Annotated in this window: 20 protein-coding genes; 2 read left to right on the top strand and 18 right to left on the bottom strand. The window is 65.4% G+C overall.

Going from position 1 to position 14,193, the window contains the following annotated elements; translation table 11 throughout:
* Positions 1-151 precede the first annotated feature (151 nt).
* The 3 genes from C8J42_RS05875 to nadC are packed head-to-tail and all read right to left on the bottom strand — an operon-like array spanning position 152 to position 2,224.
* Positions 152-865 (bottom strand): ribonuclease T, encoded by a 714-nt coding sequence (locus C8J42_RS05875; protein ID WP_133019298.1) that lies wholly within the window; start codon positions 863-865, stop codon positions 152-154.
* A complete protein-coding gene (locus C8J42_RS05870) occupies positions 862-1,320 on the bottom strand; it encodes a hypothetical protein (RefSeq protein ID WP_133019297.1) in 459 nt (152 codons plus the stop codon). Before C8J42_RS05870 ends, C8J42_RS05875 begins: the two co-directional genes overlap by 4 nt.
* A 52-nt stretch (positions 1,321-1,372) precedes the next feature.
* Positions 1,373-2,224 carry a carboxylating nicotinate-nucleotide diphosphorylase gene (gene nadC, locus C8J42_RS05865; RefSeq protein ID WP_133019296.1) on the bottom strand — a complete coding sequence of 284 codons (852 nt, stop codon included), beginning with the start codon at positions 2,222-2,224 and terminating at the stop codon, positions 1,373-1,375.
* 166 nt (positions 2,225-2,390) lie between these two features.
* On the opposite strand from nadC, the gene C8J42_RS20055 reads away from it, so the two are divergent.
* A complete protein-coding gene (locus tag C8J42_RS20055) occupies positions 2,391-2,543 on the top strand; it encodes a hypothetical protein (protein WP_156348710.1) in 153 nt (50 codons plus the stop codon).
* 85 nt (positions 2,544-2,628) lie between these two features.
* Here C8J42_RS20055 and nadA read toward each other — a convergent pair whose 3' ends face one another.
* The 6 genes from nadA to C8J42_RS05835 form a co-directional block, all read right to left on the bottom strand.
* Complete coding sequence (gene nadA, locus C8J42_RS05860; protein WP_133019295.1) at positions 2,629-3,612, bottom strand: quinolinate synthase NadA; 984 nt, start codon at positions 3,610-3,612, stop codon at positions 2,629-2,631.
* Positions 3,613-3,641: 29 nt separating this feature from the next.
* The gene (locus tag C8J42_RS05855; RefSeq protein WP_133019294.1) at positions 3,642-4,367 is read right to left on the bottom strand and encodes a DUF4230 domain-containing protein; all 726 of its coding nucleotides are present in this window, start codon (positions 4,365-4,367) and stop codon (positions 3,642-3,644) included.
* A complete protein-coding gene (locus C8J42_RS05850) occupies positions 4,349-5,206 on the bottom strand; it encodes an MBL fold metallo-hydrolase (RefSeq protein WP_133019293.1) in 858 nt (285 codons plus the stop codon). Before C8J42_RS05850 ends, C8J42_RS05855 begins: the two co-directional genes overlap by 19 nt.
* 250 nt (positions 5,207-5,456) lie before the next feature.
* Positions 5,457-5,780, bottom strand: a complete 324-nt coding sequence (gene grxD, locus C8J42_RS05845) for a Grx4 family monothiol glutaredoxin (RefSeq protein ID WP_056057434.1) — start codon at positions 5,778-5,780, stop codon at positions 5,457-5,459.
* A gap of 11 nt (positions 5,781-5,791) precedes the next feature.
* Complete coding sequence (locus C8J42_RS05840; RefSeq protein ID WP_056489106.1) at positions 5,792-6,022, bottom strand: BolA family transcriptional regulator; 231 nt, start codon at positions 6,020-6,022, stop codon at positions 5,792-5,794.
* A 1-nt stretch (position 6,023) separates the two neighbouring features.
* Positions 6,024-6,347, bottom strand: coding sequence for a DUF1476 domain-containing protein (locus C8J42_RS05835; protein WP_056489104.1), 324 nt, complete (start codon positions 6,345-6,347; stop codon positions 6,024-6,026).
* Between the two features lie 161 nt (positions 6,348-6,508).
* On the opposite strand from C8J42_RS05835, the gene C8J42_RS20050 reads away from it, so the two are divergent.
* Entirely contained in the window at positions 6,509-6,652 is a 144-nt protein-coding gene (locus C8J42_RS20050; protein ID WP_165895443.1) for a hypothetical protein, read from the top strand.
* Between the two features lie 23 nt (positions 6,653-6,675).
* Here the strand turns inward: C8J42_RS20050 and C8J42_RS05830 are convergent, their stop codons facing one another.
* From C8J42_RS05830 to C8J42_RS05790, 9 genes are all read right to left on the bottom strand, one after another.
* The gene (locus tag C8J42_RS05830) at positions 6,676-7,674 is read right to left on the bottom strand and encodes an NADPH:quinone oxidoreductase family protein (RefSeq protein WP_207897077.1); all 999 of its coding nucleotides are present in this window, start codon (positions 7,672-7,674) and stop codon (positions 6,676-6,678) included.
* The gene (leuD, locus tag C8J42_RS05825; protein ID WP_133019292.1) at positions 7,637-8,266 is read right to left on the bottom strand and encodes a 3-isopropylmalate dehydratase small subunit; all 630 of its coding nucleotides are present in this window, start codon (positions 8,264-8,266) and stop codon (positions 7,637-7,639) included. Before leuD ends, C8J42_RS05830 begins: the two co-directional genes overlap by 38 nt.
* A gap of 97 nt (positions 8,267-8,363) precedes the next feature.
* Positions 8,364-9,803 carry a 3-isopropylmalate dehydratase large subunit gene (gene leuC / locus C8J42_RS05820; RefSeq protein WP_133019913.1) on the bottom strand — a complete coding sequence of 480 codons (1,440 nt, stop codon included), beginning with the start codon at positions 9,801-9,803 and terminating at the stop codon, positions 8,364-8,366.
* 154 nt (positions 9,804-9,957) lie between these two features.
* The gene (locus C8J42_RS05815) at positions 9,958-10,872 is read right to left on the bottom strand and encodes an alpha/beta hydrolase (RefSeq protein ID WP_243644144.1); all 915 of its coding nucleotides are present in this window, start codon (positions 10,870-10,872) and stop codon (positions 9,958-9,960) included.
* Positions 10,839-11,522 carry a glutathione S-transferase family protein gene (locus C8J42_RS05810; RefSeq protein WP_133019291.1) on the bottom strand — a complete coding sequence of 228 codons (684 nt, stop codon included), beginning with the start codon at positions 11,520-11,522 and terminating at the stop codon, positions 10,839-10,841. Before C8J42_RS05810 ends, C8J42_RS05815 begins: the two co-directional genes overlap by 34 nt.
* A complete protein-coding gene (locus tag C8J42_RS05805; RefSeq protein WP_133019290.1) occupies positions 11,522-12,157 on the bottom strand; it encodes a 3-oxoacid CoA-transferase subunit B in 636 nt (211 codons plus the stop codon). Before C8J42_RS05805 ends, C8J42_RS05810 begins: the two co-directional genes overlap by 1 nt.
* The gene (locus C8J42_RS05800) at positions 12,157-12,477 is read right to left on the bottom strand and encodes a DUF5076 domain-containing protein (RefSeq protein WP_165895442.1); all 321 of its coding nucleotides are present in this window, start codon (positions 12,475-12,477) and stop codon (positions 12,157-12,159) included. The genes C8J42_RS05805 and C8J42_RS05800 overlap by 1 nt, the downstream gene beginning before the upstream one ends.
* Positions 12,477-13,223 (bottom strand): HAD family acid phosphatase, encoded by a 747-nt coding sequence (locus C8J42_RS05795; RefSeq protein ID WP_133019911.1) that lies wholly within the window; start codon positions 13,221-13,223, stop codon positions 12,477-12,479. The genes C8J42_RS05800 and C8J42_RS05795 overlap by 1 nt, the downstream gene beginning before the upstream one ends.
* A gap of 185 nt (positions 13,224-13,408) precedes the next feature.
* Complete coding sequence (locus C8J42_RS05790) at positions 13,409-14,119, bottom strand: CoA transferase subunit A (protein WP_133019288.1); 711 nt, start codon at positions 14,117-14,119, stop codon at positions 13,409-13,411.
* Positions 14,120-14,193 lie beyond the last annotated feature (74 nt).

Below are 14,193 nucleotides of genomic sequence, written 5' to 3'. Positions count from 1 at the left end.
TATCGAAGGACAGTTGGCGCGTGAGACCCATGCTTCGATACGCGCCCTCGATACGCTCCTGACGGAGCTACTCGGTCGCTACTCAGCACGAACGGGATGTGGCGTGGGGCCCCGTACCATGCCGATTTAGCGGCCACCTACCTCGTAGAGATTACCGACTCCCGCGCCAGATCTGAAGCGGTGCGCTTGGGTTCAGTCCGCCCTGATGCACCGGGCAGCGGCGGTAGCGGAAGCGGCGGTCGAGGCAGATCCAGACCTCGTCGAGCCAACCCTGCTTCGTCGCCGTCACGCGCATCATGTCCGCCTTCAGGCCGGGATTCGCGCCCGCCATCGCAGCCGCGAACCGGCCTGCGGTCAGAGGCGCTCGCGACAACGCATCCATGTCCGGATAGCGGAGCTTGCCGTACAACCCGGCGGACTGGTTGAAATACTTCGCCGGACGATAGCCGGGCATACAGGTGCCGTGCTTGGCCCATTCGTGCTGGAGCAACTGCGCGGACGGCGTCGTGCACAGGTGCGCGCGGATCACCGGAGGCGGCACGAACTCGGCGTCATGACAATATTGCGGCCAGTCCTTGCCGACCCCGTCCGGCCACAGGCCGTGCAACGTAAAGCCGAACCGGTTCCCCGCACCGCATTGGAAGGTCGACCCGGTGCGATCGCCATTCTCACGGCAATATTGCGGCGCCCAGGTGATCGCGAGCGTGTAGCTACCAGTCGGGATATCCCGCTTCGGCTGGCTCTCCGACGGCAGGTCCGGGCGGACGCGCTCGACCGACGTGGGGGTCGAGCATTGATAGGCCTGCGCCTGCACGACGCTCGGCAGTGCGATCGCGACGGCAGCGAGGGTCAGCCTGGAGATCATGCGACGTTTCCTCTGTCGGTATCGGTATCGAATTCGGCGGCGTCGTCCTGACCGAACCAGGCTTTGCTGCCGGGCCGGAAAAGGTGGACGGCGGCGGCGACGTAGAGTGCCTCTGCGATGAGCGAGAGGATCGATGCCGTGCCGACAATCGCGCTACCCGTCGCGAGCGTCGCGAGCGCCTGGACGGCGGCCCAGATCGACAAAGCCGCGAGGATCACGACCACCCATTTCGCGACGACGCTCGGCGCGCGCGCGGTGAAGTACCAAAGCAGCACCGTCACCGCGATCCCGATGGCCTGGAACGTCGGCAAAATCCACGTCGCCTTGGCAAGTACCGGATAGGCGGTGACGATCGCCTCGCGCTGCGTCCAGGTCATCGCCGCGACGACAGTATCCAGTATGAACGCCGCCCAATAGAGACGCTCGTAGCGAACGATGGCAACCGGCCTGATCATGGTCCTACTCCCTGACCTGGCCAGCCGAAGGCCCGCGCCGGATCTGGCGGAGCTATTCGACGGTCGCGAAGTCCAGCCCTATATCTGCTGCGGGCGCCGACTGCGTCAAGCGGCCGACCGACACATAGGTCACGCCCGACTCGGCGATCGCGCGGATCGTGTCTAGATTGACACCGCCCGATGCTTCGGTCGGAACGCGATCGGCGACGAGCGCCACCGCTTCACGCAACACCGCCGGCGGCATGTTGTCGAGCAGCAGGTGCGTCGCGCCAGCCTCCAGCGCCGGCTCGATCTGGTCGATGCGGTCGACCTCGACGATGATCTGCGCGATTCCAGCGGCCTTTGCGCGACGAACCGCCTCGGCGACGCCACCGGCAACCGCGACATGATTGTCCTTGATCATCGCCGCATCCCACAGCCCCATGCGGTGATTCTGTGCGCCGCCCATCCGCGTCGCGTATTTCTCCAGTACGCGCAGGCCCGGGATCGTCTTGCGCGTGTCTAGCAGGATCGCGCCCGTGCCCGCGATCGCGTCGACATACACGCGTGTCATCGTCGCGATTCCCGACAGATGCTGGACGGTGTTGAGCGCGGATCGCTCTGCCGTCAGCATGGCGCGCCCTGCCCCTTCTAGCCGCATGAGTTCGGTGCCGGCGTCCACCTGCTGACCGTCGCGGACGAGGCGTTCGATCCGCACGCCCGGGTCGAGCGCACGGAAGAACGCCTCGGCGAGATCGAGGCCAGCGACGACGATCGGATCGCGGCTGTCCATGACGCCGGTGAACCGTGCGTCGGCGGGAATCACTGCGGCCGAGGTTATGTCGCCGATCGTGCCGAGATCCTCGGCCAGCGTTGCCGCGACGAAGGCGTCGATATCGAACGACTCGGGCAATGCTGTCTTCACCTGGCGTCTCCGGATTGTTCGTCGAAAATATGCTCGGCGCGCGGTGCCAAAAAAGAGACGGTCGCAACAGTGACTTCACGGTTCATTCGACTCATCGAATTATTTTTCCGGTATAGGAACCATTCGAGACGTCGAGGGTTTGCCGATCACTACCGAGGATATTCTTATGCCCACCACCACGATGGCCGATACCGCACGCCTGCATGCCCTGCTCGACGAAGCCTTGACGCTGGCCGACACGCTACAGCTGCCGCTTGCTGCCATCCATATCGACCAGGCGCTCGCCCAGTTGAGCGATGTCGACGTCCCGGCGCTCTGAGCGCGCCCTGATCTGAACTGTTCCTGATGTGACCGCGCCGGGCTGGAACAATCCAGCCCGAATGACGGCCAACTGAAACGGGCCGTCACTTCGGCCCGAGATCGCCCTTCCCCACGGTATTCGATGCCATCGACAGCATGCGGTCGAGGCTCGTCTTCGCCTGGAGCCGAAGCCCTTCCTCGATCTCGATCCGCGGCGAGAGATCGCGTAGCGCGACATACAGCTTTTCGAGCGTGTTGAGCGCCATGTACGGACAGATGTTGCAGTTGCAGTTGCCGTCCGCACCCGGCGCGCCGATGAAGCGCTTGTTCGGGAGCGCCTTTTCCATCTGGTGGATGATGTGCGGCTCGGTAGCGACGATCAGCGTGTCGCCAGGCATCGCCAGCGCATAATCGAGGATGCCGCGAGTCGAGCCGACGTAATCGGCATGATCGAGGATGATCGGCGGGCACTCGGGATGCGCGACCACGGGCGCACCGGGGTGCTGCGCCTTGAGCTTCATCAGCTCGGTCTCGCTGAACGCCTCGTGGACGATGCATACGCCCGGCCAGAGCAGCATGTCGCGGCCGGTCTTCCGCGCAAGGTAACCGCCGAGATTGCGGTCGGGGCCGAAGATGATCTTCTGCTCGGGCGGAATCTGCGCGAGGATCGTGTCCGCCGACGAAGACGTGACGATGATGTCGGAGAGCGCTTTCACCTCGGTCGAGCAGTTGATGTAGGTCAGCGCGATGTGATCGGGGTGCTTCGCGCGGAAGGCCGCGAACTGCTCGGGCGGGCAGCTGTCCTCCAGGCTGCACCCGGCGTCCATGTCGGGGAGCACGACGATCTTGTTAGGCGACAGGATCTTGGCGGTCTCTGCCATGAAGCGCACGCCGCAGAAGGCGATGACGTCGGCGTCGGTGGCAGCGGCCTTGCGCGAGAGGTCGAGACTGTCGCCGACGAAATCGGCCAGATCCTGAAGCTCGGGCTTCTGGTAATAATGCGCGAGGATGACCGCGTTCTTTTCCTTGCGGAGGCGCTCGATCTCGGCGCGTATGTCGATGCCGGCGAAGTTCTGCTTCAATTCCATGGTCGTATCCCGAGTTTAGCGCCCGTCTTCTAGCGACGATTCCCTAGCACGTCCTGCAGCGAGCGCGAGGTGTCCCAGCGCTCGGTATTCGCGGTCGGCTCGTCGGCGAAGCGCACTGCGACGGTCGCGTCGATTCCGGCAGCCCGCAGCGGCATCGCGAAACTGCGTTCGACCGCACGGCGCGTCGCATCGCGGGCGAGCTTGATCATCGCGGGCTCGCCCGCCTGCCGGATCAGTTCGATCTGGCCGGCACGGCGGTTGGCGGCGTCGAGGCGCTTCTCGGCATCGGTGAACGTCGTCAACACGCCGCCCGAACCATATTCGCGCACCGCGTTGAGATCGACCTGCGGGCCATCGGCTTCGACGGCGGGCAAGCGCACGGACAGCGTCTTCGAATTGCCGTCCCAAGCGACATCCGACTGTGTCAGCTTGGCCATGTCGACCTCGTAACGCACCATGCCGGGCATGATCAGCGTCTTCTCCATCGTGAAGCCGAGCTGCGACTGTTTCGACGTTACAACCGCGACGTAGCGCGCGGCGAACGCCGAGAGGCGGTTCTGCTCGCGCAGTCCTTCGAGGCTCGCGCTGGCGATCGTCGTCGGATCGGGGGTGAGGCGATTGGTGACATAGCGCTGGACGCCCCAGAGCACGAGCAGGCCAGCGAGGACGAGGATGACGACGACGCCGACCGCCTTGGCCAGAAACGGGGCCACGCCGCTCTTGCGTACGGGTTCGGTCACGCTGTCGTTCGCCATGTCTCGCCTTCCTCGATAACCAGTCCGCGGGTTTGCAGGTCGTACAGATGCGCCAGCACCGATCGTTCGGCGGCGGGCACGAGTTGCGCGCCGAGACCGACATACATGCGCTCGACCATCGCCGGGATCGGCCGCGCGCCCTCGCGGAGCAGGCGGAGAATCTGCCCTTCGCGCTGTTTGCGGTGACCGAGCATGCCGCGCACGAGCCGTTGCGGCTTATCGATCGCCTCGCCGTGGCCGGGATAATAGATGCGGTCGTCTCGGCTCATCAGCTTTTCCAGGCTCGCCATGTACGCCGTCATATTGCCGTCGGGCGGCGAGACGATCGTGGTCGACCAGCCCATGACGTGATCGCCGGAGAACAGCGCCTTCGTCTCGGGCAGCGCGAAAGCGAGATGGTTCGAGGTGTGGCCAGGCGTCGCGATCGCCTCCAGAGTCCAACCTGTGCCGGTGACGGTATCGCCCTCGGAAAGAACGCGGTCGGGTGCGTAGGCGGCATCGAACGTGGCGTCTGCTCGCGCGCCCACGTCGGCAAGGTCGAACGGCGCAGCGCCGACGATCGGGGCGCCTGTTAGCGACTGGAGCGGACGCGTGGCGGGGCTATGGTCGCGGTGGTGATGCGTGACGACGATCGCCTCGACCCGGCGGCCATCGATCGCCCGCACCAGTGCGTCGATGTGCGCGGGATCGTCGGGGCCCGGATCGATCACGGCAATATCGGTCATGCCGACGATGTGCGTCTGCGTACCCGTATAGGTATAGGGAGAGGCGTTGGGCGCGAGCACGCGAACGACGAGCGGCTCGAGCTGGATCGGGATACCGGTCGGATGCTCAGCCATGGATGCGAAATGGCGGCTCGACGCGGCGATGGCAAGACCTCAGTTAGTCGCGGAGAGCTGTCGGAAACTCTTACAGGCCGACGCCGGGCCAAACCTGGATTAACTATCGAACGTCGCCAAAACTGCGAACGACGGGTTCTGGCACAGACAGTGCAGATGTAGTCCCGTCACCGAATGCGATCGCGTTCACAGGGTGGATCGACCGCTTTTCCTTCCGGTCTCGCGTCGATCCACCCACCCGGTGCCTCGATCAGTTGGCCTTCTGCGTCTCGAACAACTGCGCCAGCTCACCGCTCTCATACATCTCCATCATGATGTCCGAGCCGCCGACGAATTCGCCATCGACGTACAGCTGCGGGATGGTCGGCCAGTCGGAATAGCTCTTGATGCCCTGGCGAATGCCCTGATCCTGCAACACGTCGACGCTCTCGAACTCGACCTCGAGGTGGTTGAGGATCGCGATCGCTCGGCTGGAAAAGCCGCACTGCGGGAACAGCGGACTGCCCTTCATGAACAAGACTACCGGGCTGGCTTTTACCAGAGCGTCGATGCGGGCGTTGGAATCGTCGGTCATGTCTTCGGTCCTCAGGAGATTGCGGTCGTAAGCTGTAGTGCGTGCAGGACGCCGCCCATCCGACCGCCGAGCGCGGCATAGACGGCCTGATGCTGCTTCACCCGGCTCATCCCGGCAAAGCTGGCGGCGGTGACCTTGGCAGCATAATGATCGCCGTCGCCCGCGAGATCGGTAATCTCGACCTGGGCATCGGGGATCGCGTCCTTGATCATCGCTTCGATATCGTTGGCAGCCATCGGCATATCAATGCGACTCCAGCAATTGGCGACGCGCCTCGATCATCTGCTGTGCGAGCGCGCGGCGGACGGTAGCCTCGTCATGGTCGAGCCCCGCGGCGGTCAGGTCGCCAACCAGTTTCCGCACGACGTCGTCGTCGCCGCCGCCTTCCATGTCGGCATGCACGAGCGCGGTCGCATAGGCGTCCGTCTCTTCAGGGGTCAGCTGCATTTCCTGCGCCGCCCAGCCACCCAACAGGCGATTGCGACGGGCCGTTATCCGGAAGGCCATCTCTTCCTCACGCGCGAAATTCGCCTCGCTGGCGCGTTCGCGGTCGTCGAAAGTGGTCATGTCGCGGGTCCCCGTTCAGCCTTGTCGTCGGCCCCGAGATAGGTCGCACAGCGCCCCCGCGCAACAATCGACGAAAACGTACAAAAACTACTGGAACTATGGTCTGGTTGTAACGATATATAAGTCGATCACGTGACACAGTGCACGGATAGGAGAGTGATATGTCGACGCTATCCCAACTGCCATCCGTTCCCCTGACCAAGACGCGCGCGACGCCGCCGGTCGTTCACGGGCTTGCCTACGGAATTTTCGCGTCGATAGCGATGTGGGGCGCGATCGCCACCGTTGCGTACAACGTGTTTTGAACCCCCTGTAGAGGCGGCTGTACTCAGCCGACCTCTACGACGAGTTTCCCGATAGCACCTCGAGCTGCCATCTTCGCGATAGCCTTGCCGCCGTCCTCGAACGCAAATGTCTCGGTCACGCGCGGCGCGATCCTTCCCGCTTCCCACAGATCGAACAGCGTTTCGATATGCGCCTGGTTCGCCATGGGATCACGCGCCGCGAATGCTCCCCAGAACACGCCGCACACGTCGCAGCTTTTGAGCAGCGTCAGGTTGAGCGGTAATTTCGGAATGCCGGCGGGGAAGCCGACGACGAGATACTTGCCCTCCCAGGCGATCGATCGCAGCGCGGGCTCGGCATAGTCGCCGCCGACCGGATCGTAGATTACATGCGCGCCGTCGCGACCGACCGCGGCCTTGAACTGCTCGGCGAGCGCTTTCGACTGGTCCTTGTCGAACGGGGCGCGGGCGTAGATCAGCGTTTCGTCGGCACCGGCGGACTTGGCGGCGGCGGCCTTTTCCTCGGACGAGACGGCGGCGACGACCTTCGCGCCGAACGCCTTGCCGAGTTCGATCGCGGCGAGCCCTACCCCGCCGGCGGCGCCGAGGACGAGCAGCGTCTGGCCCGCCTTGATATGGCCGCGGTCGAGCAAAGCGTGGATGGTCGTGCCGTAGGTGAGGATCAGCGAGGCGCCCTCGGCAAAGCTGCGGCCTTCGGGAAGGCGGTAGAGCTTGGCGGGGTCGGCGAGGACCTTCTCGCACAGCCCGCCGTGACCGAGCATCGCGATCACGCGGTCGCCGACTGTCCAGCCGGTGACGCCCTCGCCGATCGAATCGATCGTGCCGGCGATTTCGCCGCCCGGTGCGAACGGGCGCTGCGGCTTGAACTGGTATTTGTCCTCGATGATCAGGACGTCGGGGAAGTTGATCGCGCAGGCCTTGACCGCGACGACCACCTGTCCGGGGCCGGCTACCAGATCGGGCAGCTCGACCATTTCCAGAGTTTCAGGTCCGCCGACTACCTTCGACACCAATGCTCGCATACCCGCTCTCCACCGTCATCCAGGGGCGATTCGATGCGACCGCCTCCTCGAAATTTGAAATCTGGGTATCCCTTGCCAGCGTCAGGCCGACTTCGTCCAGCCCTTCCATGAGGCACTGGCGACGGAATGCGTCGAGTTCGAAGGTGAAGCGGTCCTGGAACGGGGTGGTGACGGTCATCGTCTCGAGATCGACGGTGACGGTCTGGTCCTTTGCGACTTCGATAAGCCGGTCGATCGCCTCCTGGGGCAGCACGACGGGGACGATGCCGTTCTTGAACGCGTTGCCCGAGAAGATGTCGGAGAAGCTCGGCGCGATCACCGCGGTGATGCCCATGTCGGCGAGCGCCCACGCGGCATGCTCGCGACTGGAGCCGCAGCCGAAATTATCGCCGGCAATGAGTATCGGCGACCCGGCGTAGCGCGCGTCGTCGAAGATGTTGCCGGGTTGCGCGCGGACCGTCTCGAACGCGCCGCGGCCAAGGCCGGTGCGCGTGATCGTCTTCAGCCAGTGCGCCGGGATGATAACGTCGGTGTCGATGTTCTTCGCGCCCCAGGGATAGGCGCGGCCCGAGACGGTCGTGACGGGAGTCATCGCTGTTCCGTGCGCTCCGGAACCACACGTGCCGATGCGACATAGGCCGCTACGCCGCTAAGCATTGCCCCAGCCGCCAGCAATACAAAAACCTTCTTCATGCTCGTTCCCCCATCAACTCTCTGACGTCGCTCAGCTTACCGGTAACCGCCGCCGCTGCCGCCATCGCGGGTGATACCAGATGCGTGCGCGCTCCGGGACCCTGTCTGCCGACGAAATTACGGTTCGACGTGGAAGCGCAACGCTCCCCCGCAGGGACTTTGTCCGGGTTCATCGCGAGGCACATCGAACAGCCCGGTTCGCGCCATTCGAAACCAGCGGTGATGAAGATCCGGTCGAGCCCTTCGGCTTCGGCCTGACGCTTCACGAGGCCCGAGCCGGGGACGACGAGCGCACGGACGCCGGTCGCGACATGGCGGCCGTCCGCGATCGCCGCGGCGGCGCGGAGGTCTTCGATGCGACTGTTGGTGCAGCTGCCGATGAAGACGTGCTGGATCGGCACGTCGCGCATCGCAGTGCCGGCGGTGAGGCCCATATAGTCGAGCGACTTCTGCGCGGCGGCCTGCTTGGCGGGGTCCGCGAAGCTCGACGGTTCGGGCACGAAACCGGTGATCGGCACGACGTCCTCGGGGCTGGTACCCCAGGTGAGGCCGGGCGCGATATCGGCGGCGTCGAGCGTGACGGACTTGTCGTATTTCGCGCCAGGATCGGTCGCGAGACTGCGCCACCACGTAACGGCGCGATCCCAGTTCTCGCCGGTCGGGGCCATCGGGCGGCCCTTGAGGTACGCGAAGGTCGTGTCGTCTGGCGCGATCAGGCCGGCGCGCGCGCCTGCCTCGATCGACATGTTGGCGATCGTCAGGCGGCCCTCGATCGACATCGCGCGGATCACGCTGCCGGTGAATTCGATGACGTGGCCGGTGCCGCCCGCCGCGCCGATCTTGCCGATGATCGCGAGGATGACGTCCTTCGGGCTGACGCCGAAGCCGAGTTCGCCGTCGACGCGGACTTCCATCGTCTTGGCCTGCGACAACAGCAATGTCTGCGTGGCAAGGACGTGCTCGACCTCGCTGGTGCCGATCCCGAACGCGAGCGCGCCGAGTGCGCCATGCGCCGACGTGTGGCTGTCGCCGCAGACGAGCGTCGTGCCGGGCAGCGTGAAGCCCTGCTCGGGACCGACGACGTGGACGATGCCCTGCTCGATCGCGGTCGCGTCGATATAGTCGATGCCGAACTCGGAGGTGTTGCGGCGGAGTGCGTCGAGTTGCTGCGCGCTTTCGGGGTCGGCGATCGGCAGGACGCGGCCGGCGGCATCTTTCCGCGCGGTGGTCGGGAGGTTGTGATCGGGGACGGCGAGCGTCAGGTCGGGGCGGCGGACCTTGCGGCCTGCTACGCGGAGACCTTCGAAGGCCTGCGGGCTGGTGACCTCGTGCACGAGGTGACGGTCGATATAGATTAGGCAGGTGCCATCGTCGCGGCGTTCGACGACGTGCGCCGCCCAGATCTTTTCGTACAGCGTTTGGGGAGTGGCCATGATGGAGCGCGCGGTAACCGAAAAGGGGTGCTGCGCCAAGGTTGTATGTAATTTTCGGTCGTTCGGATGAGCCGGGGTCACGCTCAGAGGAAGTTTGTTCTCCCGCGAAGGCGGGAGCCCAGACTGGGTCCCCGCCTTCGCGGGGAAACAAGATGGATTACCGCGCGGGCATCGCCTTGTTCAGGAATGCGACGCTGTCGGCCAGCACCGGGGCCTTGCCGCGGAACGGCTTCGAGAGTGCCATCGCGACGTTCTCGTGGCTCAAACCGGGGTAATCGATGTGCGTCACCGACGCCCCGAGCGCCTTCAGTCGCGCAGTGAGGTTGATCGCGTTGTGCGGCTTGACCTGCGTATCGTCGCCGGCGGTGATCAGTAGCAACGGCGGGGCGTCCGCGCGCGCGAAGTGGATCGGCTGGGTCATAACCGGGTCGGTGGCGCCCTGCATCGCGTCGACCGCGCGCTTGGCGGTGAACGGGTAGAAGTCGTACGGCCCGCACAGGCCGACCGCCGCCTTGATGATGTGCGGGTCGACGCCCTCCGCCTTCAGCCAGCGTTGGTCGAGCGTCAGCATCGCGACGGTGTAGGCACCCGCGGAATGGCCGGCGACGGCGATTCGGTTCGGGTCGCCGCCAGACTGCGCGATGTGGTCGCGGGTCCATTTCACCGCTTCGGCGCCGTCCTGGAGGAAGGCGGGGAAGCGCACGTCGGGCACTTTGCGGTAATCGGGCATCACGACGACGTAGCCTGCCTTCGCATAGGCGCGCGCCGCGAACGCATAGGCGCCGCGCGAGCCGTGCACCCAGCCGCCGCCGTACCAGAAGATCAGCACCGGCAGGCCGGTCTTGGCGCCACCGGACGGGCGCCAGACGTCGAGTTTCTGACCGTGCGTGCCGAACGGGACGCCTTCGCGGATACGGGCGGTGCCGCGTCCGCCGCCCATGATACCGTCGAGGACGCTGAGCGTACCCGGCCCTGCGGTGAACGCCGTGCCTGCGATCAGGATCACGATCAGCGCTATGACGATCACGGCGCGGCGCATCAGCGGCGAAAATCCGCAGTGATCGACCCGCATGTCGCGAGGTCGGCCTCGTGGCTTTCTTCGCGCCATGTCTCGGCGAGCGCAGTCGCTTCCCATTCGCGCATTGCCGGGTGCGCGATGATCCGCTCGACCCAGGCGAGACCTGCCGGGCCGACGTCGATCCCGTAGGTCCGCACGCGGAACGCAACCGGCGCATAAAAGGCGTCAACGGAAGTGAACTGAGCGCCGGCGAGCCAGGGGCCGCCGAACCGGTCGAGTCCCTCGGTCCAGAGTTCGGCGATCCGCGCGACGTCGCAGTCGAGCGCGTCGCTGCCGGGGGCGGCATTCACACGGACGCCGACGTTCATCGTCCGCTCGTTGCGGAGTGCGGAGAACCCACCATGCATCTCCGCCGTCGCGCAGATCGCCCACGCGCGTGCCTCGGCATCGACCGGCCAGATTCCGTCATGACGCTCGGCGAGGTAGAGGACGATGCCGAGCGAATCCCATACCGTCCGCTCGCCGTCGATCAGCACCGGCACTTGCCCGGTCGGCGAGAAGGCGCGGAACGCTTCGTAATTGACGGGTTCCAGGAACGGCTCGATCCGGTCCTCGAAGTCAATGCCGAGCGCCTTCATCAAGGCCCAGGGGCGCAGCGACCAGCTCGAATAATTGCGGTTCGCGGTGACGAGCGTGTAACCCATCAGGCGGTGTAGCGCGCGGTGGTCTTTGCAGCGATCTCGTCGGCGGTAACGCCCGGCGCCATCTCGACCAGCCTGAACGGGCTGTCGTGATCCGCGCGCTGGAACACGGCGAGGTCGGTGACGATCATGTCGACGACGTTCTTGCCGGTGAGCGGCAGCGTGCACGACGGGATGAACTTGGGGCTTCCGTCCTTGGCGGTGTGGTCCATCACGACGATGATCTGCTTGACGCCGGCGACGAGATCCATCGCGCCGCCCATGCCCTTGATCATCTTGCCCGGGATCATCCAGTTGGCGATGTCGCCGCCTTCGCTGACCTCCATCGCCCCCAGTACCGTGAGGTCGATATGGCCGCCGCGGATCATCGCGAAGCTGTCCGACGAACTGAAATAGACGGACGAGGGGAGTTCGCTGATCGTCTGCTTGCCGGCGTTGATCAGGTCGGCGTCCTCCTCGCCTGCGTACGGAAACGGCCCGATCCCGAGCATGCCGTTCTCCGACTGGAGCGTGACGGTCATACCCTCGGGGATGTTGTTCGCGACCAGCGTCGGGATGCCGATGCCGAGATTGACGTAATAGCCGTCCTTCAGTTCCTGCGCCGCGCGCGCGGCCATCTGGTTACGGTCCCAGGGCATCAGTGCATTCCTTCCTGGATGGTGGTGATGGTCGTGAATTGTTCGCGGAGTTCGGTGCCGACGCCGTCGACGATCGCCTGCAATGCGGTGTCCTCGTCGAGGCCCCAGGTGCCCGCATAGGCGCGCGCGGCGTGGCGGATCGTGTCGGCGAGAAGGTAGCCGAACACGGTCGGATCCTCGAGAATGCCCGCGTCGATCAGCACGTTGCTGCCGGCGCCGTTGGTGATCCAGATGCGCGCGACCTCGACCGATTCACTGGTGAGTTGCGCACCCTTGTCGAGCGCGATCGCATTGGGGTGATTGGCGGGATGGTCGGCCATTAGCGTACGCCTCCAGTCGGGGCCCAGCGGACTGCTGGCGGAAATACCTCGTCGCGGTTGCCTTTCAGCGCGGTGCCGTAAACGGGGTTGGGCAGCACGAACCACCCTGCCCCCCATCTGGCCGCGATCGCGGGCGACTGGACTGTTGCGCGACGGGCGGCGGGGGTCTGGCCGGCGTTGAACAGATCGCTGAAGTCGCCGAGCTGGTCGCCGCCCATCGCGACGACGCAGTATTTCGCGGCGATCGTCGCGCGGCGGCCGTCCTTCTTCGAGCCCGTCGCGTCGTCGCCGGCGAGGAACAGCGTTTCGCCGTGGCGCGCGGGGCCGAGACCGGCGGTTTCGATCGTCGCTTGCGTCTGCGCGGCGTTGGCGGCGGAGCGGTTGGTGTTGAAGACCACCGTGACGCCCATCGCGCGGAGTTGGGTGAGCGCGGCGAGCGCGCCCGGGACGGGGGCGATCTGCTTGGCGCCGGTGCGCTCCCAGTCCTGCCAGCGGGGATCGGACCAGGGTTGGCCAGAGGACGCGTCGTATTCGAAGCCGAGGTTGAGGAGGACGGTTTCGTCGACGTCGAACACCGCAGCTTTGGGTTTGGTGCCGCAGGTGGTCCAGGTGGGTGCGGCTAGCGAAGCGCCTTGGGCGAGGACGACGGATGTTGGCGTGCGTTGCGCGCGGACATAGCCGACGAGTGCGTTCCAGGCCTGGATGCTGACGGCTGCGGCTTCGCCCGAGGCGTAGAGATACTGCATGCCGGCGGGGACGCCATCGACGGTGACGGGCGCGGAGACAGTCGGCGTGGCGGCGATCGACGTCGGCGCAGACACGCTGACGCAGCCCTGCAAAACCAGTGCCCCTGCGAACGCAGGGGCCCAGGATACCGCCCGCAACGCCCGTGACCCTGGGCTCCTGCGTGCGCAGGAGAACCGAAAGTGGATCACGCGGAAACCCGCTCGCGGACGGTGCGGAATTCGATCTGCTTGTCGTACGGCGCACCGACGATCATCCGCTTCACATAGATACCGGGCAGGTGGATCGTGTCGGGATCGAGGCTGCCGACGGGGACGATCTCCTCGACCTCGGCGACGCAGATCTTGCCCGCGGTCGCCATCGGCTGGTTGAAGTTGCGCGCGGTCTTGCGGAAGATGAGGTTGCCGCTCTCGTCCGCCTTCCAGCCCTTGATGATCGCGAGATCGGCGCGGATGCCGCGTTCGAGGATGTAGTCCTGGCCGTCGAAGACCTTGACCTCCTTGCCCTCGGCGACCTGCGTGCCGACGCCGGTCTTGGTGTAGAAGCCGGGGATGCCCGCTCCCCCTGCCCGGCAGCGTTCGGCGAGCGTGCCCTGCGGACAGAACTCGACCTCGAGTTCGCCGCTGAGATATTGCCGCTCGAATTCCTTGTTCTCGCCGACATAGGACGAGATCATCTTCTTCACCTGGCGCGAGCGGAGCAGCTTGCCGAGGCCCTGCCCATCGATCCCGGCATTGTTGCTGGCGATCGTCAGGTCCTTCACCCCAGACGCCTCGATCGCGTCGATCAGGCGTTCTGGGATGCCGCAGAGCCCGAACCCGCCCGCGCAGATCGTCATGCCGTCGAACAGCACGCCTTCGAGTGCCGTTGCCGCATCGGTGTAGCGCTTGTTCGCCATGCATCCTCCTCAGGTCTTTCGCCTCGCATAAGGCGCTGGCGGTCGGTCGGCAACGTACCTCAAGCGACACTCGG

The sequence above is a fragment of the Sphingomonas sp. PP-CE-1A-559 genome (assembly GCF_004340965.1).
GTDB lineage: Bacteria > Pseudomonadota > Alphaproteobacteria > Sphingomonadales > Sphingomonadaceae > Sphingomonas.
Note: the sequence above shows the minus strand (reverse complement) of the source record. Positions and strands in the feature narration are given on the sequence as shown.

Coding starts and splice junctions, on each gene's coding strand:
- C8J42_RS05830 (WP_207897077.1), bottom strand. CDS start 7,674: ATGCGAGCATTGGTGTCGAAGGTAGTCGGCGGACCTGAAACTCTGGAA.
- leuD (WP_133019292.1), bottom strand. CDS start 8,266: ATGACTCCCGTCACGACCGTCTCGGGCCGCGCCTATCCCTGGGGCGCG.
- C8J42_RS05835 (WP_056489104.1), bottom strand. CDS start 6,347: ATGACCACTTTCGACGACCGCGAACGCGCCAGCGAGGCGAATTTCGCG.
- C8J42_RS05850 (WP_133019293.1), bottom strand. CDS start 5,206: ATGGCTGAGCATCCGACCGGTATCCCGATCCAGCTCGAGCCGCTCGTC.
- C8J42_RS05810 (WP_133019291.1), bottom strand. CDS start 11,522: ATGGGTTACACGCTCGTCACCGCGAACCGCAATTATTCGAGCTGGTCG.
- C8J42_RS05790 (WP_133019288.1), bottom strand. CDS start 14,119: ATGGCGAACAAGCGCTACACCGATGCGGCAACGGCACTCGAAGGCGTG.
- C8J42_RS20055 (WP_156348710.1), top strand. CDS start 2,391: ATGCCCACCACCACGATGGCCGATACCGCACGCCTGCATGCCCTGCTC.
- C8J42_RS05875 (WP_133019298.1), bottom strand. CDS start 865: ATGATCTCCAGGCTGACCCTCGCTGCCGTCGCGATCGCACTGCCGAGC.
- grxD (WP_056057434.1), bottom strand. CDS start 5,780: ATGACCGACGATTCCAACGCCCGCATCGACGCTCTGGTAAAAGCCAGC.
- C8J42_RS05815 (WP_243644144.1), bottom strand. CDS start 10,872: ATGCGGGTCGATCACTGCGGATTTTCGCCGCTGATGCGCCGCGCCGTG.
- C8J42_RS05870 (WP_133019297.1), bottom strand. CDS start 1,320: ATGATCAGGCCGGTTGCCATCGTTCGCTACGAGCGTCTCTATTGGGCG.
- C8J42_RS05800 (WP_165895442.1), bottom strand. CDS start 12,477: ATGGCCGACCATCCCGCCAATCACCCCAATGCGATCGCGCTCGACAAG.
- nadA (WP_133019295.1), bottom strand. CDS start 3,612: ATGGAATTGAAGCAGAACTTCGCCGGCATCGACATACGCGCCGAGATC.
- C8J42_RS05840 (WP_056489106.1), bottom strand. CDS start 6,022: ATGCCGATGGCTGCCAACGATATCGAAGCGATGATCAAGGACGCGATC.
- C8J42_RS05805 (WP_133019290.1), bottom strand. CDS start 12,157: ATGCCCTGGGACCGTAACCAGATGGCCGCGCGCGCGGCGCAGGAACTG.
- C8J42_RS05855 (WP_133019294.1), bottom strand. CDS start 4,367: ATGGCGAACGACAGCGTGACCGAACCCGTACGCAAGAGCGGCGTGGCC.
- C8J42_RS05795 (WP_133019911.1), bottom strand. CDS start 13,223: ATGCAGTATCTCTACGCCTCGGGCGAAGCCGCAGCCGTCAGCATCCAG.
- C8J42_RS20050 (WP_165895443.1), top strand. CDS start 6,509: ATGTCGACGCTATCCCAACTGCCATCCGTTCCCCTGACCAAGACGCGC.